At 50.9% G+C, this 21,865-nt stretch carries 13 protein-coding genes; 6 read left to right on the top strand and 7 right to left on the bottom strand.

Annotated features, from left to right (window positions below; all coding sequences use genetic code 11):
• The first annotated feature begins 293 nt into the window (after positions 1-293).
• Together IEX98_RS23445 and IEX98_RS23440 are read left to right on the top strand one after the other, a co-directional pair.
• A complete protein-coding gene (locus IEX98_RS23445; RefSeq protein ID WP_188892085.1) occupies positions 294-905 on the top strand; it encodes a copper resistance CopC family protein in 612 nt (203 codons plus the stop codon).
• Entirely contained in the window at positions 902-1,990 is a 1,089-nt protein-coding gene (locus IEX98_RS23440) for a copper resistance D family protein (protein ID WP_188892083.1), read from the top strand. The genes IEX98_RS23445 and IEX98_RS23440 overlap by 4 nt, the downstream gene beginning before the upstream one ends.
• An 88-nt stretch (positions 1,991-2,078) precedes the next feature.
• Here IEX98_RS23440 and IEX98_RS23435 read toward each other — a convergent pair whose 3' ends face one another.
• Entirely contained in the window at positions 2,079-3,086 is a 1,008-nt protein-coding gene (locus IEX98_RS23435) for an ABC transporter substrate-binding protein (RefSeq protein WP_188892081.1), read from the bottom strand.
• A gap of 177 nt (positions 3,087-3,263) precedes the next feature.
• On the opposite strand from IEX98_RS23435, the gene IEX98_RS23430 reads away from it, so the two are divergent.
• From IEX98_RS23430 to IEX98_RS23420, 3 genes are read left to right on the top strand one after another with little or no spacing between them, the layout of a single operon-like run.
• The gene (locus tag IEX98_RS23430) at positions 3,264-4,250 is read left to right on the top strand and encodes a FecCD family ABC transporter permease (RefSeq protein ID WP_188892079.1); all 987 of its coding nucleotides are present in this window, start codon (positions 3,264-3,266) and stop codon (positions 4,248-4,250) included.
• The gene (locus IEX98_RS23425) at positions 4,247-5,290 is read left to right on the top strand and encodes a FecCD family ABC transporter permease (protein WP_188892076.1); all 1,044 of its coding nucleotides are present in this window, start codon (positions 4,247-4,249) and stop codon (positions 5,288-5,290) included. The genes IEX98_RS23430 and IEX98_RS23425 overlap by 4 nt, the downstream gene beginning before the upstream one ends.
• A 28-nt stretch (positions 5,291-5,318) precedes the next feature.
• Positions 5,319-6,113: an ABC transporter ATP-binding protein gene (locus IEX98_RS23420; protein ID WP_188892074.1), complete on the top strand. Its 795-nt coding sequence runs from the start codon at positions 5,319-5,321 to the stop codon at positions 6,111-6,113.
• 965 nt (positions 6,114-7,078) lie between these two features.
• On the opposite strand, the gene IEX98_RS29295 is transcribed toward IEX98_RS23420, so the two are convergent.
• Together IEX98_RS29295 and IEX98_RS23395 are read right to left on the bottom strand one after the other, a co-directional pair.
• Complete coding sequence (locus tag IEX98_RS29295; protein ID WP_229692351.1) at positions 7,079-14,698, bottom strand: discoidin domain-containing protein; 7,620 nt, start codon at positions 14,696-14,698, stop codon at positions 7,079-7,081.
• A 175-nt stretch (positions 14,699-14,873) separates the two neighbouring features.
• Positions 14,874-15,878, bottom strand: a complete 1,005-nt coding sequence (locus IEX98_RS23395; protein ID WP_188892072.1) for a glycoside hydrolase family 130 protein — start codon at positions 15,876-15,878, stop codon at positions 14,874-14,876.
• A 165-nt stretch (positions 15,879-16,043) separates the two neighbouring features.
• On the opposite strand from IEX98_RS23395, the gene IEX98_RS23390 reads away from it, so the two are divergent.
• Positions 16,044-16,949, top strand: a complete 906-nt coding sequence (locus IEX98_RS23390) for a helix-turn-helix transcriptional regulator (protein WP_188892069.1) — start codon at positions 16,044-16,046, stop codon at positions 16,947-16,949.
• A 60-nt stretch (positions 16,950-17,009) separates the two neighbouring features.
• On the opposite strand, the gene IEX98_RS23385 is transcribed toward IEX98_RS23390, so the two are convergent.
• The 4 genes from IEX98_RS23385 to IEX98_RS23370 all read right to left on the bottom strand — a co-directional run bounded on the left by IEX98_RS23385 (position 17,010) and on the right by IEX98_RS23370 (position 21,801).
• A complete protein-coding gene (locus IEX98_RS23385; protein WP_188892067.1) occupies positions 17,010-18,563 on the bottom strand; it encodes a response regulator transcription factor in 1,554 nt (517 codons plus the stop codon).
• Positions 18,564-18,600: 37 nt separating this feature from the next.
• Positions 18,601-19,425 carry a carbohydrate ABC transporter permease gene (locus tag IEX98_RS23380; protein ID WP_188892168.1) on the bottom strand — a complete coding sequence of 275 codons (825 nt, stop codon included), beginning with the start codon at positions 19,423-19,425 and terminating at the stop codon, positions 18,601-18,603.
• Between the two features lie 80 nt (positions 19,426-19,505).
• Positions 19,506-20,381: a carbohydrate ABC transporter permease gene (locus IEX98_RS23375; RefSeq protein ID WP_188892065.1), complete on the bottom strand. Its 876-nt coding sequence runs from the start codon at positions 20,379-20,381 to the stop codon at positions 19,506-19,508.
• A 79-nt stretch (positions 20,382-20,460) separates the two neighbouring features.
• Positions 20,461-21,801, bottom strand: coding sequence for an extracellular solute-binding protein (locus IEX98_RS23370; RefSeq protein WP_188892063.1), 1,341 nt, complete (start codon positions 21,799-21,801; stop codon positions 20,461-20,463).
• Positions 21,802-21,865: the final 64 nt, after the last annotated feature.

Below are 21,865 nucleotides of genomic sequence, written 5' to 3'. Positions count from 1 at the left end.
TATTTCGCGGAATATAAACTCCCTATGAAACCAACAGTATGGGATTCCAAGCTTTATCGTCAAATGCTGGAAATCGCAATATTGCCGATTAGGGTCGCAGTAATTCAATGTATTCGGTTCGCACGGCGCAATATGCGGCAAATGCTTGCAAATCCTTTCGTTTTTTGCGATTTATTGAAACAATGTTCATAAAGCCGCAATCAATTGCCCCTTTTTTGCCGTTCGCGGCCTCCATCTTTCTGTTATAATGCTATCAAATTCGATTATGACTAGCCTTTTGGGAGGAAATTCACATGCGTTTAAAAATGATGGCAAGCAACATATTTGTACTTTTGGCAGCCTTACTCATCCTGTTCCCATCCGCCGCTATGGCGCACTCCAAGATGGACAGCGCCGTTCCGGGGGATGGTGAAACTGTCAATGTCTCACCAAGTGAAATTACAATGACTTTCAATACAAAGATTGAAAAGCTCAGCAAATTTAAATTGCTCAACGAAGCCGCTGAAGAAGTGAAGACGGGCAAATCCGTCGTAGACGGAAATACGATGAGCGGCGATTTGCCGGAGAAGCTTGCTAACGGCAGCTATACGGTCAAATGGACGATCATGGGCGCTGACGGTCACACCATATCAGGCGATTATTCCTTTACTGTCGATGCGCCAGAGGAAGCAGCTGCCACGGCAACGCCGGATGCGACTCCGGTTCCAAGCGCTGATCCAACGGAAACGCCGGCCGAAACACCAACAGAGGTGCCAGCGGTACCCGATCAAGCTTCCAATAACGGAAACACTCCCACTACGCAAAATAGTGATATGGCACTTGGGCCGATTCTTGTTGTTGCCGTCGTCATTACAGTCATCGCTTTGGTAGCAGCAATCCTCATCTCGCGGAGGCGCAAAGGATGACCTATGTCAGCGAGGCGCTTCTTTATCTTTGCTTTGCTATACTGATGGGCACGTTTATCATTCGTCTCGTTCCAGAGAGTCGGCGTCCTGATGTCACCGTGCCAAACGGGTTGCTTCTGGCCTGCGTCATTGCAATCCCGCTGCTCTCCTTCGTGCCGATTCACCAGTCGGCGCTGCTGTTTGCCAAAGAATTCGAAACACCCTACGGCACGATGATCAAGAGCATTCTGATCGATATTAAAGCCGGAAAAGCATGGATTTGGACGCTGGTCGCCTCGCTTGGCTTAACCGTGCTGCTGGCGCTCCCATCGTTCCGCAATGACAAGCATATGCCCAAGGTCGGATTGTTCATCACACTGCTCCTGGCCATTTGGCTCGGGTATGCCAGCCACGCGTCAACGTTATATGGCACAAAAGGACTGATCGTCCACTCCGCTCATTTTATAGCTGTCGCGGTTTGGATCGGCATCCTGCTGATAGCAGGCTGGTTCTCGCGGAATGAGCACCATTGGGAGGCATTTCTCGGCTGGTTCTCACCTGTCGCGATAGGCTGTTTCCTAATCGCAATCCTTGCAGGCATTATGCTGATGGGCTTCACAACGCCGCAATATGTGGCTTCCTGGATGCTGCCCTACGGCCAATTATTGCTGATCAAACATTTGCTGCTGCTGCCGCTCGTTTTATTTGCATATTCGAACGGGTTTGGCTACCGCTCTATGATCAAGAAGAGCAGCAGCTTCAATCCTCGGCCATGGTTGAAAGCGGAAAGCGCGGTGGCGCTGCTCGTATTTATCGTGACAGGCATACTGGGTCAGCAAACACCGCCGCATAATGTTAAAGATACGCTGCAATCGGTATCGCCTTCGCCTTTGTTCACATCGATTTATCAAGGCAGTTTCAGCCCGGATCTGGTTCTTGGACTACACCCGAATCTGGCAAGCCTGCTGATGCTTGCGGCTGCATTGATTATGCTCGTCGGTTTCGTCCTCATGTACCGCAGTAACCGGCTAGCTCCGGCAGCCGCAATGGGTTTGCTCGCTTCGGTATTCGGTTATTTCACGCTTATGTTCGGCTTATCCGCCTAGCAAGCGACAAGTGGTTAGACGCAAAAAAAGGCTGTGGAACAAGCAGATCATTCTGCTTTCCACAGCCTTTTTCTATTAGGCAGCTAAATTAGTTTTTCAATTGAATGCCGTAGATTTCAGCCAGCTCAGTGAGCATCAGGTTCGCTGCTTTAATGCCGCCTGCCGTGTTCCAGATCGCATCGTTCACACGGTAAGCGCGTTTTTCTTTTACAGCGCTAAGACCTGTCCAGAGCGGGTCATTCGTCCATTCCTTCTCTTGGTCATTGCCTTTGCCGTCGCCTGTCTCATAGGTGAAATAGATAATGCGGTGAGCATCCACTTCTGGAAGGCGCTCTTTCGTAATTTCATCGGCAAACGTTTCTTTCGTGTTCAGCGTCATTTCGTTGCGGGCAAGACCGATTTGGCTTGCAATAATGCCGGAGAACGTATCCAGTTGGTACACACGGGTTTTACCGCCCATGAAGCGTACGAATGAGATCGTTTCTTTCAGCTTGTCGCCAGCTTGTGCTTTGAAATCTTCGATACGGGCATCGAAGTCCGCCAGAAGCTTGTCGCCTTCCGCTGTTTTGCCAAGCGCTTCTGCATACAGCTTGAAGTTATTTTTCCATTCGCCGCGCAGCGTCTCGGACTCTACTGTTGGAGCGATCGCTTTCAGCTGCTCATAGATTTTCTCATGACGCATTTTGTTCGCGATAATCAGATCCGGCTGAAGACCGGCAATCAGTTCAACGTTTGGCTGGCCTTCTTTACCCAGCACCTCCACGCCTTCCATCTCGGAAGCAATATGATCGTACCATGGATTGCCTGTAAAAGATTGAACCGCGCCTACAGGTTTGATGCCAAGCGCCAGAACAGCTTCCGTTCCTTCATTCGTCAGAACGACAACACGCTTAGGCGTACCTGTAATTTTTGTTTCGCCCATCGCGTGCTTTACAATGCGAGTCTCTCCGGAAGCTTGCTCGGAATTTCCTGCTGCTTCATTACCACTCTTATTAGTAGAGTTGTTTGCTTTAGCCCCACAACCCGTTGCAATTATTGCCAATACCAGTGCGCAAATAACCAATCCAACCGACTTCTTGCCCAACCATCTGTTCATTATTTTTGTACTCCCCCTGCTGATTATTATTCTCAATGAAACACTATATAGAGGGACGACCTAGAAGTCAATGAATTTTTTGAGAACGATTATCATACTCGTTGACAGGGGGAAGCCATTCCTCTAAACTGCTTTATAGAAGGTTTATAGCAAATTGAAGGGTCGGCTACATCTACTATGCGATTATTTGGACTACTACTTTCGATTCTACTGTTAGGTGCAGCGATCGTTTGCAGCATTGCTTTCGGCACAACAGACATTCCGCTCTCACAGGTTTTGGACTCATTCCTCCATTATGACGCCTCCTTGCAGCAGCACCTGGTTATCCAGACAACAAGACTTCCACGGGCCCTTATTGCCGGTGCGGTTGGCGCTTGTCTTGCGGTAGCAGGAGCGGTCATGCAAGTTATAACCCGCAATCCTATTGCTTCTCCAAGTTTGTTCGGCGTCAATGCAGGCGCTTCCTTTATGGTTGTTATCGCTTCCGGGTGGCTAGGCTTATCCGGCATGCAGCCGCTGGCTTTATTTGCACTGCTTGGCGCGGCTATCAGCGGCGCAATTGTTTTTGTGCTGGGAAGCATCGGACGCGACGGCATGACCCCGGTCAAAATCACACTGGCAGGCGCATCGATCTCTGCTTTTTTCGCTTCGCTGACGCAAGGCTTCATGCTGTCGAGCGGCAAAATGTTTGATCAGGTGCTCGTCTGGCTTGTCGGCTCCGTTGCAGGCCGCAATATGTCGATGCTGCAAGGCGTTCTTCCTTATATGGCTGTCGGCCTTATTATCGCACTAGCGCTTTCCCGCCAGCTTAACTTGCTTGGCATGGGCGATGACATTGCTAAAACGCTCGGCCAACGGACCGCTATGGTTAAAGGGCTGGCTTCAGTCGCCGTCATTTTGCTGGCGGGCGCTTCAGTCGCAGTAGCCGGTCCAATCGCTTTTATCGGCATCATCATTCCGCATATCGTACGTTTTCTGATCGGCAGCGATTACCGTTGGGTCATTCCATACAGCGCCGTCCTTGGAGCTGTCTTGCTCGTCGCCTCCGATATCGGCTCCCGTTACATCGCAATGCCTAAAGAAGTTCCAGTTGGCGTCATGACAGCCGTCCTAGGCGTTCCATTCTTCGTCTATATCGCCCGGAAAGGACGGAAAGCATTATGAGCAAATACAATACCATCCGTACGAACAAACCGAAGCTGAGCCTGCTGCTTGAGCGCAAAACGGTCATAATAGCGATTGTGCTGCTAGTGCTATGCGCCGCAGCCGCTGTCCTGAGCACCGGCATAGGAAGTAAATTCATCGCTCCGCTCGATGTTGTCAAATCGATCTTTGGGTATGGAAACCCGATGCATGATGTCATTGTGCTCAAGCTTCGTTTGCCGCGCATTATCATTGCTTTATTGGTAGGAGCTGCGCTCGCATCTGCCGGGGCCGTGCTTCAAGGACTGATCCGCAACCCGCTCGCCTCGCCTGATGTGGCAGGCATTACGGAGGGTGCTTCGCTTGGCACCGTGCTGTTCATGTTTTTTTTCAACGAGAAGCTTTCCATTCAATGGATGCCTTTGGCCGCTATTATCGGCGCGTTTGCCGTAACCTTCCTGCTCTATGTGCTCTCCTGGAAGGATGGTGCTTCGCCTCTGCGTATGGTGCTGATCGGAACCGGCTTATCGGCCGCATTCAAATCCATCTCTTATATGCTGCTGATCTCCGGCCCGTTTTTTATGGCAGACCGGGCGTTGACGTTCATGACTGGCAGCATTTACGGCGCCTCTTGGGAGAAAGACGTTTTCACGCTGCTCCCTTGGCTCGTCGTGCTTCTGCCGTTAACATGGCTCATGTCCCGACATGTCAATATTCAGTCTCTCGGCGATGAAGTAGCCGGAAGCGCTGGGGCCAGCGTACAGCGGCATCGGCTGCTGCTGCTCATCCTGAGCGTATCGCTTGCCGGTGCGGCAGTTGCCATTGGCGGCGCCATCGCCTTCGTTGGACTTATTGCGCCGCATATCGCCCGCAAATTGGTAGGCTCCTCCTTTGGAGGATTGCTTCCGGTAAGCGCGATGATCGGAGCCTTGCTCGTATTACTATCAGACTTGGCCGCGAGGACGCTCTTTACCCCGCTTGATATTCCCGCGGGTGTATTCACGGCCATTATCGGCGCGCCGTTCTTCTTATATTTATTATACCGTCATCGTAACCAATGAGAATGAGACTAGCAGGAGGTAAAGTGCAATGAGCTTGCTTGAAGCGAAAGAAATGGCGCTTTCCTACGGGGGAAACCACATTTTTGAAAACTTGAATCTAACGATACCCGAAGGCAAGGTAACGGTGCTGATCGGCAGCAACGGCTGCGGCAAATCAACGCTGCTCCGCTCGCTGGCCCGGCTGCTCAAGCCGACACAGGGCTCTATTACGCTGGACGGGCAGGATTTGCTGGCGATGGCGCCTAAAGCTGCGGCTAAGCAGCTCTCGCTTCTTCCTCAAGGTCCTGTGGCTCCGGAGGGACTGACTGTGCTCCAGCTCGTCAAGCAAGGCCGCTATCCTTACCAAAGCTGGCTGCAGCAATGGTCCAAGGAAGACGAGCGCAGTGTGCGCGAAGCGCTTCAAGCGACGGATATGGACAGCATGGCTGAACGCTCGGTCGACTCGCTCTCCGGCGGTCAGCGGCAGCGGGCGTGGATCGCGATGACGCTGGCGCAGCAGACCGGCATTATTTTGCTGGATGAGCCCACGACTTATCTGGATATGACGCATCAGATTGAGGTGCTCGATTTGCTCCAGGAAATGAATGAGCGGGACAATCGTACCATCGTTATGGTGCTTCACGATATTAATTTGGCTTGCCGCTATGCGGATCATATCGTCGCGGTCAAAGACGGCGCAATTGCCGCTCAAGGAGCTCCGGGCGAGATTGTAGATGCAGCGATGATCGAATCGGTCTTCCGGCTCAAATGCGAGGTTATTCCTGATCCGCTGTACGGTACGCCGATGATTGTGCCGCATGGCAGGAAGAAAAGCTCCTTATAGTGGATGCATAAGAGCTGCAAGGAAAAAGGACAGGCCTTCGGGTAAACCCGAGGGTCTGTCCTCTTTTGTTGCACAGGTTCGCTGCGCGTATTGGTCCTTACTGCCGTTCTTGATTCCACTGCCGCATCGCTTACACGATGAGTAGTGGATCGAACCTGCGAAAAGTCAGCAAGAACTCAATACGCTCCGCTCTCCCTAAAACCTATTTATCAAACACTACTTGCATAGCTCCGCTCCGCTCTCCCTACCCGCACCACACAGTCACAAACACGCAGCTCACAGCTTTTCTCTAATCAAAATGTAAAAATACAGGGTGTAAGCCGCTTTTTCAGCGATTTATGGCCTCAAAATGCAAATGTGCATTTTGAGTGGCTGAAAAAACCTCTGCTGAGTCAATTCGAGCGATTTCAAATGTACTTTTGCATTTTGAACGCCTTTTTAGAGCTTTTGAGGCGTATCAGCCTGCACTTTTGCATTTTGTTTCTCCTTTGGCACGATGAGACTGGTAGCGGCAGGGTGATTTCACATCTAATAGGCACAATAGGGAGGGAGTCTATCAGACGTTTGCAATATGCTTGTCTAACACTTGGCTTATGTCCTCACCTATCACTTCGTATACGCTAGCAGATCAGTTAGAGTATTCGTCTATGCATACCAAATCAATCACAGTATTCATCTACTAAGCTACTGCCTGGCAAGAAAGCTACTAAGATCCATTAACCGGAGTTTAGGGCATATTGGCTATTAATTAAAGAAGGGGCTGTCCCAAAAGGGGAAGCCAGAGTGAGAGAATCCCATAGTATGTGCAAAAGAACCTTCAAAACCACGAAGAAAGTGGATCTGAAGGTTCTTTTTTACGCGCATATTACACAAAAAGTGGGGGCTTTTTTTTTTGAAACTGCTTTTGAGAAAGCCCTTTTCCATCACATGATCTTATCAGCACAACGAGCCACAAAAGACGCGTATTATTTGTTCAGCAAATTGTAAATGATCTGAGCGGACTCCGCACGAGTGGATATGCCTTTGGGATCAAACACACCTGCACTCCGTCCTTTAACCAGACCAAGCTCAGCAGCCCGATTAATATACTCAATTGCCCAGCCGGAAGCCTCCGGCTCGTCTTCGAACGCCATCTCTTTGCCGGTCGCAGCCTGACTTGATCCTTGAGCCGCTTGATAGGCTCGTATAAGCATAGTGACCATTTCCTCGCGCGTAATTTGGGCATTCGGAGCGAATGCATGATCTCCCTTGCCCGCAACGATTCCGGCCTGTGCCGCTATTCTTACGGCATCTGCATACCATGCGTTCTCCGCCACGTCAGCGAATGCCGCTTGACCGGATTCAGCTTTGGTAAGCTTCAATGCGCGTACCAGCAGTGAGACAAATTCGGCACGGGTTATCGCCCGATTAGGTTCGAATGACGTGTCACTCGTTCCATTGACGATTTGCTTGGCCGCAAGCTCTTGAATGACGGTTTCCGCCCAGTGCCCGGACGGCACATCCGTGAAGCTCCATACCACTTCCAGTACTCCGTAGATGCCAAGCGCATCTGCTTCGCTTTGCCATTGGCCCCCATTCTCGGCCCCGCCTACATAGCTTGGCTTGGCATTGCCGTCCAGACGAAAAATCCCCGCAAGCTTAGAATTGATCACATTCCCGCCGCTCGTCTTCAAGCGCACAACGATAGGTTCATCTGCATAATCCGCTTTTATCGTTTTACCGTCGCTTCCTGTGAAAAAGAGACTAAACTCATACGCGGTACCCGCTGATGTCACCCGCGTCCGCTCGCCCGCTTTCAGCATCGATTGCAGCGCCGCACCCGATACCGGCTGGATGCCTATGGTCAGCTTGCCCTCCAACAACACGGATGCAACAGCCTTCTCTCTCAACTGCTTTACGAGCGCCGCCGGCAGCTCAAGTTCATAGTTTTGCGAGCGGATCACGATTCGGCTGTTCGCCGGCAGCTCCGTCGCTTCCAGAGGAAGGACGACCTGTCTGATGTTCCCCGCGACCGGTAAGATGACATTGCCGTCTTTTACCGATTGCAGCAGCTCCGCGGAAGACACTGTCAAGACATCAGTTGACTGAGCACCTCCACCTTCGCTTCCGCTTCCGCCTCCATTGCTATTGCCCCCCGTACCACCGTTTCCATTACCCGAAGCAGCCGTGCCAGGGACGATAACTTTCAGTGCGATTGTATCCGCTGTGCTTCCATCCGATAGTCTCGTTACGGTCAGTACAACCGTCACTTCCGTTGCCGATGAAGACGGCGTCAATCGTCCATTCAGAGCGATAATAGCCGGGTTGTCCGTGCTTTTGATCACTACCGAATATCCTGCCGGAACGACAGGAAGCTCCAAGCTCGTCTCGCCTCTGGCCGGCGCTTGCAGAGCCGTTATACCCGCCGCAACACTTGCTGCGCTTGGACCTTGCTCTGAGACCACCATCCCGAAAACTTTCATTTCGTAGATCGAATACCCCCATTGCCCGGACTTCACTGTACCTTGCATCCGGATATATCTTGCATCCTCATTCAGATCGATAATGTCCGTACCGCCATTGCTGTTGCTTTCGACAAAGGCATCCGTCCATTGCTGGCCGTCAGAAGAAACTTGAAGCTTATACCCTTTGGCATACGAGTCCTCCCAGTCAATCTGAACCCGAAAGATGCGATAGATTTGTTCCAAATCCACCTGTATCCAGTTGTCAGCCGACTCGCTTGCGCTCCACCGGGTAGACTGCTCGCCGTCAAAAGCCGCCGCGGCTGTCTGCTGCGGATTCGAAAAGGACGATGTCTGTGCAGGTTTGCCAAGCGCAAGGTTTGGCGCATCTTGACCGTAAATCTCCATCTCGTAAATCGAATATCCCCATTGCCCGGATTTCGCTAGCCCTTGCATCCGAACGTAGCGGCCAAGTGCATCCACCAAGATTTTTTCCGTACCGCCAGACGAATTTGCTTGTTCATATACATCCGTCCAATGCGTTCCATCAAGCGAGACTTGAAGCTTATATGCCTTGGCATACGAAGCTTCCCACTGCAAATTCACTTCGTCCAGCGCATAGATGCTGCCCAAGTCCACTTGGAGCCAGTTATCCGCACTTTCACTCGCGGCCCAGCGTGTAGCCGGATCGCCGTCGAAAGCATGATTGGCGCTTTGCTGAGCATTCGATTCCGAGGAGGCGCTGGCGGTTTTGCCCAAAGCCAGGTTAATCTTGGACGCATCCTTCAACTTGAGGCGGATTACCGCCTTCTTATTCGCTTCAAGCGGTATGATGCGTGCGATGCTGCCAAGCGGCGAGCTTGCAATCGTCACATCCTCACTTACGATTTCTTCGATACCCGCGCGCTGAATCAACGTCAGGTTCTGATCGATGGCAGACGTCAGCTCGACGTCGACCGTCAAGTTATCCATATTCCACTTGAGCTCGTCGACGGTCACTTGCCCTCTTGCGAGCATGCCGGAAATGGAGCCGTTAGTTAACGATTTAGGCAAAGCCGGCAGCAGCTCCAATGTGCCTCTATCGGAAATAGCCAGCATTTCCATCATAATCGTTGGAACGGAGTTGACAACGTCCGTAGCAAACGTGCCGTGGTTGTTATAGTGCGACGTCGACAGACTGGAATAGTAGTAATCGTCTTTGGCAAACCGTACGAGCTTGGCATTGACGGAATCCGCGTTGTTCAAGTTCGCGGCCGCCAGCGCGCTGTGAAGCAGCCCATGCCCGGCATTCTCATAATTGCCCCCGTCTTTTTTCTGTAAAGAAATACGGGCGGCATCGTACAGCTCCCGGTTTTTCTCCGGATTGACCTCGCGATATGGCCAGACAGGCATCATGGCGCTTGAATGGCGATGTTGATAATTGTTTTTGTTCATCAGATCCGGCCATGCCCATTCGGCAAACGCTCCATCGTCGTTAACCAGATAAGGCGGCAAATGATCGAGCAGCTCTTGCCAGACCGGTATCTTCTCTTCGTCCCGTCCAAGGAGGGTGCTTGTCTCAATCAGCGTCTCCAGGGCAAAACGCGCGCCGGAGATATCATAGACTGAGTTGACCGAAAGCGGTACGCCGCCGGCCGGCCTATTCTCGGGTGAAATGGATCCTGCGAAAATATAATGGCCGTTGCTATCCTTCTCGACCAGGAAATCCTCGTAAAAGTCGCCCATGTCCCGGATGAGCGGGTAATATTGATCGGCTAGGAAGGAGGTATCTCCCGTAACCTGATAGTGCTCCCAGAACGGATAGAGCAGCCAGGATTCACCGCCAGTCACATACTGGTACGGATAATCGAAATTAATATTCGAGATCAGTCCCTCTCCGTTAGGCGTATTGCCGCCTGTAAGCATGCCCCTTGTTCCGAGCAGTTTCTGCGCGTTGGTTCGGAAATCTTCCTGCCATTGATGATTAAGATAGTAGTACCCTTCCATCGCCTCCGGCATATTCCCGATGTTGCCGCCAGATATTTGCAAATTGAGATTGGCGTCGAGGTGATAATAGCCGTCCCAGCCTACGTTGCTGTCGCCTGTCCAGTTGCCGAGCAAGTCAGGCGCCGCTGTAGCGCTGCTTGATCCTAGCAGATGATAGCGGCCCGAATAGAACATCCGCTCGAACAAAGCCGGAATAGGCGTCGTTGATGCCTTCTGCATCGCGAGCAGCTCTTCGTTAGATTTGGAGCGGTCCCCCTCGCTTGCCCCAAAATCGATCAAAACGCGGTCGAAGATCTCACTGTGCATGGCGGTATGGCGGCTGAGCAGCGTTGCGTAATCATCAGCCACACCCGACAGCTCACCTTGAAGAAGCTCCTGATTCCATTCCTGTTCAGCCGGCAGCCCGCCCTCAAACGTCCCGTCATAGCGCTGAGTGAGGGACAATAGCATAACGTAGGTCGCCCCTGTGACGGACACCGCATCGCCATCCATCGTCTTCTGGCCGTCCGTCACGATGCGTGTGACGCCTTCGTAACCCGCGTTGTAGGTACCGTTAGCGTATTTCGCCCGCAGGTTGAGGTAATCGACCGAGGAATGGTTCTCGTACGTTACCCCTTTATTCAGCAAATTCATGCCGGGATCCATGCTGAGCGCCAGCTTGACATCCAGCGTCTCGCCGCTAGGAGCAGGCAAATATTGTACCGTCATTCCGTCTGGTCTCGACACGAACGACTTGCGCTCCCAATCCCCCTTGCCGTCTGTCCAGTTGACGGAGACAACGCCGTCGGAATAATCCGTTGAACGAACGTAATTCGAAATCGGACCGTTATCCGGCATCGTGATCGTCATTTTATAACCCGGATGCTTGCTTCCTTCTCCGCCTCCCCGATACCCTTGCACGTCAGCTGCAAGCTGATTGGCCTCCTGGTAACGGCCGGAAATGAGCAAATCTCTAATCTCTTCAATATCCGCTTCACTTACCGTATTAAAGGCGCGGTGAGGATTTGCTTCCGATCTTGCCATGAAGAAATCCCGGTCGTTAAAAACAACGGTTTCTTCCCGCGGATTGCCAAATACGATAATGCCCTGCTTGCCGTCACCAGCCAGCAGCCCTTCTTCCCAGTCCCCATAGTTGCGAGGATACGTAGTCGAAAGTGCTTTCGTCGCCGGATTGCCCGATGTTGTAAAGGTCTTCATCAGTCCCCCGCTTTCGTTCCCATTCTCATCAATCGCCGTTACTTTGATTGTATACGTGCTGCCGGCGTTCAGCCCCGCAGCCGTATAGCTGCGTACACCAGCAGCAAGCGAAGCGACGAGGGTACTTCCCAGATATACGTTGTAGCCGGATACCGTCCCATTATCTATTGCGGCAGGCCATTGGAGAGATGCCGATTCCGCCGTTAAACCCGTCAACTCCAGCGCTGCCGCTGCCGGCCATTGGGGTGCAGTATCGGCTGGCTTGACCTTGCCGTATACTTCAAATTCATACAGAGAAAGTCCCCACTGCGTTGCCGCTGTTACACCCTGCATACGGACGAAGCGTCCTGTTGCAGGCTGTTGAAGCTCGATGTCGTCCACATGATCGCCAGCCGGCGAAGCATCATCATGTTCATATACATCCGTCCAGACGCTGCCGTCATCGGAAACTTGAACCTTATATTGCGCTGCGTATGCTGCCTCCCAGGCAAGTACGATTCGGTCGATGACATGCGGCTGGCCCAGATCTACCTGAAGCCAATTGTCGTCCCCGCCGTTCGATCCCCAGCGTGTGCCGGTATTGCCATCGAACGCCCGGAAAGCAGAACGGTCCTTGTCTGGCTGACTGTTCTGTTCCCCGCTTCCATCATTGGACTGCGAAGATGCCGTATAAGCAGAAGGCGCCTTGTTCAATGCCACGTTCATAGGCACCTCCGGCTGAATTGGGGTGCCATACACTTCAAACTCGTACAGCGAATATCCGTAAGGCGTGTTTGGTACGACGCCCTGCATCCGGACAAATCTTACGTTTTGCCGGATCGTGACCGACTCGTTGCCGCCTGCACCGCTTGTCGTATGGTACACATCCGTCCAGCTTTGTCCATCATCGGAAATCTGGATAAAATATTCGCGGGCATAAGCTGCTTCCCACGAGAGCACGGCTTTCGAAACGTTATACTTGGCTCCAAGATCGACATAGATCCATGCGTTATTGTCGTTGCTGTGATCGCTCGACCAGCGGGACGAGCCGTTGCCGTCAATTGCCTTGTCAGCGGTCAAGTTGCTGTCCTCATAGGATGCAACAGCCACTGCATTCGAGCCTAACGATAAATTGAGAGGCACGTCGGTTGGCTGAGCCGGTGGAGACGGCACGGTCTGCCCTTGCGGCGGCCACAGTACGAATTGGTTAGCACCATTTTGCACGTTCGCGAACGGACCAGCCTTCACACTTCCCGCTGGGAATGCGTTGCCAAAAAAGTCGGTCGAAACATCCGCCGCAATGCTTTCATTCGCATTCGGTATCACGCCGACCCGTGCCTGCGTCACAATATCCAGACCATTCATCCCCGCAGCGTTCAGATTGAAGCTGATGCTCATCGCATCATTGGTCGTCGTGTACGCCACATCGGAGATTACATTTGTGAAGTTATCCTCCTTCACATGCGTTTTATTCGCCGCATCAGACGGCAGCACAGAGCCTTGTACCAGATTGTTGTACCAATGGAACTTTTGTACGGTGTTCATGGCATTTGTCTCGTTCATCGTACCGGGCTGAAAATAGTAATTTTCCCTTCCCCCGCCGTCAACGTTGATATTGCCGTTGTCGATGAACAGATTGTTCGCATACACGACACCTGTTGCGTCCAGCATCCGAATGTCGTTGTTGCCGATAAACACGTTATTGTCTACAAGGATAGGGCCATGAACCGCTTCTGCGTAGTAGCCCCACGGCGTGTTCATCACAATGTTGCCGGTAACACGCACATTCTGATTGCCCCAGTCCGTCCAGATGCCGGCGGAGTTGCCGCCCTTGGAGTTTTTAATATAATTGCCTTTTATGAGCCCTTCGTTCATGTAATGCACCTTGATCGGAGCCGTCTCCGCACCGCTGAATTCACCGCGGTAATTCGTATCCTCGATCCTGTTGTACATAATATCAGAGTTCCATGAGAACACGCCGGCGATGCCTGACTGGCCCGACTTGGCGATATAGTTATTGCGGACAACATGGGAACCGTACTTGTCCGTCTCCCTGAAATTCGTTCGCGTTACGCCCGGACGGTTGCCGGCCCATTCATCGTTGCCAAGGCCGATATCGATAGCAATCGTACGTGCATTTATGACGATATTGTTCTGAATAATCCACTTCAAGCCGCCATTAACGCTGATCGCGCCCGCTTGGCGTCTGGAAGGCGATCCTGGAAAGTCGGAATACGTATTGGCGGCATGCTTGACAGTAAAGCCGTCAACCGTTATGTAGCCAAGCCCCCAGGCATCCGGTGCGAACACTTGCCTGCGGACATTAATTTCCGCCAGCTTTTGATTCGGATCGGCTCCATCAAAGTTCGCGTAGATCGTCGTATTTCCGCCGGATACTTCCGCGTACCACGTATTCCCCGCAGCCAAGACATTGCTCAAGGAGCCTTTCTGATAATAGGCCTGATCGTTCAAATACACATCGCCAGCCGTATATACCGGGAAGAAGCCGCCTTCTCCGCCTTGCGGGTGTCTTGCCGCGAAAGGATTATAATCCCCGAAGAAGCTATTGGGCAAAGCAACCTGCCACACATCTCCGCTATAAGGCACCCAATCGTTGATTTCCTCCGAGCCTTTGATGACGACCTCGCCGTCGCCAGCGTTCGTATATACGATCCGATGCTCTTCATCCGTTCCTCCACGCGCCGGCTTTACCGTCTCCCGGTACAGTCCCGCATGTACAACGACGGTATCGCCGGGCTGCGCTTCCTCCGCCGCAAAGTTAATCGTTAAGTACGGCTCCGCTTCCGTACCCGGATTATTATTGCTGCCATCCTTCGCAACGTGAATGACGCGGCCTTCACTAGGCGACAGATCTGCGGCTGCTGACGGCAGCCCTACTGTCGTTAGCACCAAACCGGCGCATAACACGGTGTAGAATGTTTTTTTGCTGGCACGAGCTGCCTGCTTCCATGAACGTATCATTATTTTGTCCCCTTCCATACTTCTATTTTTCATTAAAGCAAACGCTTACATTTTTAATTGTAGTCTTGCGGTCACGCTATCGTAAGGGTAGTAATCTATAATTACATCCACTTTTTTAATACTTTCCTTTACAGCCAAAGAGGCAATGCCCTGCGCACTGCCTCTTCCTGGTCAGTTAGCCTAAAATAAAGTCCAAAAGCTCGTTGACCGGTACGGTTGCCAATCCGATCGAGGTATCACAGCAGCCATAATAGACGTACAGAATATCGTCTATGATGAGATTGGCTGTCGGGAAGACGACGTTAGGGATGACAAGCCCGGTTTTCTCGTAATATTCCTCCGGCTCCATAATGAATGGCTTGGTTCGCCCGATGACGATTTCCGGATTGTTCAAATCGAGCAGAAGAGCACCGACGCGGTAAATCGACGAGCCATCCACGCCATGGTACAGCACGAGCCAGCCCTTTTCCGTCCGAAGAGGCGTAGCTGCAGCGCCAATCTTAGCGCCCTCCCACGCTTCCTGCGCGACAGCCAGCAGCTTAGGCTCCGACCATTCCAATAAATCATCGGAGTAGGAAATCCACATGCCCGGCCTGTCCGTTCCATAGGCTTCACCCACGTATTCCATCGGTCTTCGCAGAAGAGCAAACTTCCCGTTTATTTTCTCAGGAAACAGGGCGTTGTCGCGATCATCAATCTCCGGCGGCGTCGTATAGCACAGCTGCTTGAAATGAATGCCATCCTCCGATACCGCAATGCCGGAACGAGTCAGCATCGGCTTCACGCCATTGCTTGCCCATTCCGGATAATGCTCAGGAAAATAATTAGGTACGGCTATGCCTGTCGGCCAGCAGTCGAACGCATACGGCTGCAGCGCATAACACATGTAATACAGACCGTCTATCTTGACGACCCTCGCGTCCTCCACGCTTCCTCCAGGAAAACCGAGCATTTCACCCGTAAATACCGCTTCCTCCTGAACCGGGGTGAAATGAATGCCGTCGTCGCTTTCCAGCAGACCAATGCTGGTCTGGAACGGCGTTAAAGAGCTCGCGGCTCTGTCATACATCCAGAACTTCCCTTGATCATGTATAACGCCGGGATTAAACGTAGCGACTTGCCGGATGGCTTCTCCCCCTGGCACAACGATCGGATTCGCCTCACAACGTGTAAATTTCATAACTGATATCCTCCTTTAATAGCTATCAATCCACTGCTACGCTTAGCATACGCCCCATAAAGGTTTAGAAAAATAGACATGACGGCCATTGTTGTGCAATAATGTCGCAAAAGTAGAAGGATTTATTCTCCCCTTGCAGAATGGTTACATTCGGAGGTCATTCAGATGGAACACTTGCAAAGGCATGAGCCGATACGCCATATGGATCTGGATATTAAAGTATCCATTGGCCATATCCGGTTTAATATTCTTTATATCAATTTCGAGCCGGCTACACCGGCCTGGCATTTCAAGAACCACAGCCATAGCAGCTATGAGCTGCACTTTATTCCGAGCGGGCGGGGCATGCTTCGTGTATCCGATCAGCAATTCCCCATTGAACCCGGCGTCTTCTACCTCACCGGACCCGATATCTACCATGAACAGCAGGCAGACGATGAAGACCCGATGTGTGAATACTGTATGAACTTCGAGCTTGAGGTAACCGGCCGGCGGAAGAAAAAAAATGATGACTATATTGAAACCGAAGTAGAGGAAATGCTGGAAACGCTGCGGAATACCCACTTTTGGTTTGGACGCGACGCGTTCGAAACGATTCCGCTATTCGAGCATCTATTTGCAGAGGTGTCCAGCCGCAAGCTCGGCTACTACGCCTACATTCAGAGTCTGGCATCCCAAATTATTATCCATGCCATCCGCAACTTCGCCGATGGGGATCGGGCGCCCAGCTATTATTTTCCGCGAAAAATACTGGACGACAGACGAAGATTTATTGCCGACAACTATTTCAAAGACAGCCACCAGATGCTGACTCCTTCCGAGCTGGCGGGTCTGATTGGCGTAAGCGTCCGTCAGTTGGAACGTATTATGCAGCTGTATTACAACAAATCGTTCAAGGAGAAGCTTCAAGAAAGCCGCCTCTCTCACGCCAAGAGTCTGCTGTCCAGCACCGCTCTTACCGCCAAAGACATTGCAGAAGCGACCGGATTCGCCTCGGCTCCTTACTTCTGCAAAGTGTTCAAAACCTGCATAGGCATGACCCCGCTTCAGTATCGCGCCAAGAAAAGATAAGCTCTCCACACACAAAAAAACGACCTGTAAACGTCACCCGTTTACAAGTCGTTCGTTTTGCTATTGATATCTCGTTTCCCGATACTCGGACGGCGATACACCGCATGTTTTTTTGAACACGTTTACAAAATATTTGTAGTCATTGTATCCGACACGATCTGCAATATCGGCAATTTTCATATCCGTGTCCCGAAGCAGCCCCTTGGCTGTTTCAATCCGCACGTCATTCAAGTAATTATTGTAAGACTTGCCCGTCTCCTGCTTGAAAATATGGCTGAAATAATTCGGCGTAATATGAAGCCTGTCGGCAATAGTAGAAGCCTTCAAATCCTGAGTAAATTCCTGGTGAATCCATTCCTTCACCCGATTGACGACCCAGCGGTTTTTCCCCACATTCGAGCTGTTCATAATCGTCTGGAGCGTCATAAGCTCGTCCCAGTACAGCCGCTCCAACGATGCATAGGAATTATGGACGAATAAGTCCGCATCCGTAAAATAAGAGTCCTTCTCATCAACCCGGACGCCTACATGCTTCAGACGACGATAAATGAGCACTTTAATGAGCTGACACACCTTCCAGCTCTCTTGCAGCAGAAACAGGTTTTCCTTCAAATAGAGAAAGAGCTCCCGGCTTGCTTGCCGCAGCTGCTCGACATCCTGTTGGAAAAACGTCTCCACGACCTGCTTCTCCAGCGCCTCTGGATAAGCCGACACGGCATCCGCTTCCTGTCTTCTCTCTTTGGTTCCCCCGTCCATCCCTATCTCCAGACGCTTCAATTGCAGCACGACCTGCTCGTACGCGTTCTTCAATGATGCGAGACTGGTCTGTGGCGGAGACTCACACACCCACAAAGGAATATCCGAGCCGTTCCATTCCAGCGTGCAGAACGACTGCGGAAAAACCTCCTCCTGCAAGCCGTCACTGCCGTAACCGTATATGAAATGCAGGTTCGGATGAACGAATACCGATATCGTCTCGTATCCAAGCCCCTTCAGTCTAGCCTCTATCCTATTCTGCCATGCCGCATGCAATTGCCGAACGGCTTCATCCGTCATCCCGTATGACAAATGATCATAGCTTGGCACAGCGCTGGCAAACAGCCGATATGGCAGCGGGAAGAGCATCTCCTGCTCCGGCATGGAAAGATCATGCACGCCTTCATGCGCCTGCATTAGCAATTGACGAAGCCGATGCTCCAGCTGATTGCGAAGCTCGCTGCCCTGCTTCTCACGCGCTGCCCGAATCGTCCGGCAGACCGATTCCACGGTTCTCATCAATTGATCAACATCTACCGGCTTAATCAAATAATCTCTCACATTATATTGAATCGCTCTTTTTGCATATTCGAATTCTTCGTATCCGCTGAGCAGAATGAAGGAAGCAGGATGCTCGATCTCATGCAGCTTGGCCGCCAGATCCAACCCATCCATCTCAGGCATGCGAATGTCACTCAGAATGAGGTCCACCTTTTCTTTCTCCAGAATAGCCAAAGCTTCCAGACCGGAATAAGCCTCACCTGCGATTTCGATATCGAGCTCATGCCAAGGCAGCGTTTCCTTCAATCCCATACATATAATGGGCTCGTCGTCCACGATCAGCATTCTAAGCTTCATTCCCATGTTCCTCCCTTAGATGTCCAGATGCTGCTGGCTAGCCCTTAACGGCACCCGCCGTCATTCCTTTAACCAAATAACTTTCAAGGCATAGAAAGACGATAATGACCGGAATGAGTGCCATCGTCAAGCCTGCCATCTGCGTCGTATATGATGTGGTATATTGACCTACGAAATTAGAAAGCCCGAGCGGAACGGTTTTCAAATCCGGATTGCTCACAAGCACCAAGGCAAATGAAAACTCATTCCAGTTGTTGATAAAGTTAATGATGACGACCGTTGCGATCGACGGCATCGACATCGGCAATATAATGGACCAAAAAATACGCAGCGGCCCGCAGCCATCCATGATGGCAGATTCCTCAATATCTTTGGAGAAGCTCTTCATAAAGCTTACCAGAATAAATATGGTGATCGGCAGTCCAAAAGCGATATAGGGCACGATCAACGACAGATACGAGTTTTGCATATGCAGCTTGTTTTCGAGTATAAATAACGGAACGAGTGTCGCATGGATCGGAATCAGCATGCCAAACACGAAATAATTGTAGATTTTCGTCTGATGCTTAAATCGGAATCTGGCCAGAAAATAGGACGCGAAGGCGCCTAATAGTACCGTAAACAAGACAGCCAGCACGCCAATAATCATACTGTTGGAAAAGTACAGGCCTAGCTTGGCTACTCTCCATGCCTCCGCATAATTGGCGAACAGCCATTGCTTTGGCCATGCCAGTACACTTTGGGAAAAGGCGTCATCCGACTTAAAGGAGTTCATGAACATCCACAGGATCGGGAATAAATTGACTATACTATAGGCGGTTAAAAAAATATAGACGACTAGCTTGAGTATCTTTTTTCTCATCGAATGTCTCGTATCCCTCTCTAGCATCGCTTTCTCTGGGGGAACGGTAATGGTATGGGGCATCTCTCGCCTCTCCTCTCTTAATCTTCTTTCGCTTTCAGCAATCGTGAAGCAACGGAAATCAATAGCAGACTGACCACGAAGATGGCAACGGATATCGCACTACCGTATCCATACTGAAAGGAGGAGAATGTTTTGTTGAACATATAGATGGCCATGACATCGGTCGTATGAGCCGGTCCTCCGTTCGTCATGACATAGATTAAATCGAACGTTTTTAAGCTTCCGCTAATACATAAAATAACTGAAACCAGAATCGTGCCCCATATCATCGGAATAATGATTTTAACCGTTTTGACGAAGCCGGTTGCCCCGTCGATTTCCGCTGCCTCTAGCGTTTCCGCCGGGACGTTTTGCAGCGCTGCCAGAAAGATTACCAGATACAAGCCGACATATTGCCATATAATCGTCAGACATACCGCCAGCATGGCCCATTTCGGATCGCCCAGCCAATTGTGTGCCAAATGATCCAGACCAACCGCTTTGAGCAGCGTATTAATTAATCCGTATTGCGTGTTATAGATCATGTTCCAGGTCAATGAAATAATGACCGTCGAGATAGCTACCGGCAGGAAACCTACCGTGCGGAAAAACTTAGCGCCTCTCAGCTTACTGTTCAACAGCAAAGCGAACAACAAAGCGATCGGAATTTGTCCAAGCACGGACGCCAGCAGTACGAACATATTATTTTTCAGCGAGCTCCAAAATACTTGATCTTTCATTAAAGCCGCAAAGTTGTCCAATCCGATAAACGAGGGGTCGGAAAATCCGTCCCAATTCTGAAAGGAATAATAGAAGGAAATGCCAATAGGAATCATGCAAAACAATGTGTACACGATAAGGGAAGGAGAAATTCCCAGCCAGATCAGCCACTTGTTGCGATTTAATAGATGCATGCGAGAGATTGCTCCTTTCTTAATTAAAGCGGAGAATCAAGGAATACCCCTGATTCTCCGAAGTTCGTTCCTATATGAACTATTTAGCCTTAGCCGCTTCCAGCTCGCTTGCTACTTCCTCAGGCGACTTGGTGCCCATCGTGATGGACTGAAGTCCATTGTTAATAATTTCGGTTAACTGAGGGGTCAGCACCGCATCATATACAGGAGCCACGCCACCGCTGGTCAGACTAATGAGCTGCTTCAACGTATCGGACGCATCAGACGGAACCGTCACAGTTGCCGGAACAAGCTGATCCTTGGCCAGAAGACGATTATACGTATCCTCGCTGCTCAGGAACCGGATAAACTGGCGGGCTGCATCCAGCTTGGCTGGATCGATATCTTTGTTAATCGCAACGCCTTGTCCCGTAACCCCCGACAAAGCTTGCGGGTTGCCTGCTCCGCCTTCAACAGCCGGGAAGATGGCAAGACCCAGATTACGATCTTTCGGCAGCTTCTCTTGTACACCGCCAAGAGACCAAGTGCCTTCAACGAACATAGCCGCTTTACCTTGGACAAAATAATCCAAATGCTGATTGTTGTCGATCGTATTCAAATCTTCATTGAATGCTTTCAAATCCGTCAGTTCTTTAATGACATTCAAACCGCCGACGAACTCAGGATCGGTAAACTTCTTCTCTCCGCTCATCGCTTTGACCAGGAAGTCGCTTCCTGTCATGCGGTCGCCGATCGTGGAGATGTAGCAGGATTGAAGAACCCATTGCCCTTTGTTGCCGAGAGCGATTGGCGTAACTCCCAACTCACGGACTTTTACAACCATTTCCTTGAATTCCGTATAGGTCTTCGGAAACTCGCTGTAACCCGCTTGGGCCAAAATGTCCTTATCGTAGTAAATCATATGGGTATATACGACAATGTTAGGAATCGCGTATTGCTTGCCATCAATTTGATAGTCGATCAAGTTGGCGCTCGGAATGAGCTTGTCCTTATATTCCGCGGCAAGATCATCGATTGGCAGGACCGTATTGCCGTCTACCATCGGCTTCAGCTCTGCGCCTGGCCATACGACGAACATATCCGGCAATTGCCGGCCTGCTGCACTTGCCTTTAATTTCAGCTTGTACTGGTCATGCGGCATTTGCTCGATTTTGACTTTAATATTCGGGTTTTCTTTCTGGAATTCGCTTACCTTATCATTCAGCACGCCCATGTACGCATCTGACCCGTTCCAAATGTTCCAGAACGTCAATTCTACGTTTTTGGCCGGTGCTTCTGTGGTCGTTCCCCCATTGCTCGGTTTATTCTCCGGTTCGTTGCTGCTGTTGCTTCCGCTTCCGCATGCCGTTAAACCAATAGACAAGATCAGAACCAGCATGATGCTGACAGCTTTACTTATGACTGTGTGTGCGCGTTTCATCGTAATCCCCCTCATTTTTGTTTTGCGGTGTTTGTAACCGTTATCATTATTGTAGGGAAAACGG

The sequence above is a fragment of the Paenibacillus radicis (ex Gao et al. 2016) genome, from assembly GCF_014641555.1.
Classification (GTDB): domain Bacteria; phylum Bacillota; class Bacilli; order Paenibacillales; family Paenibacillaceae; genus Pristimantibacillus; species Pristimantibacillus radicis.
Note: the sequence above shows the minus strand (reverse complement) of the source record. Positions and strands in the feature narration are given on the sequence as shown.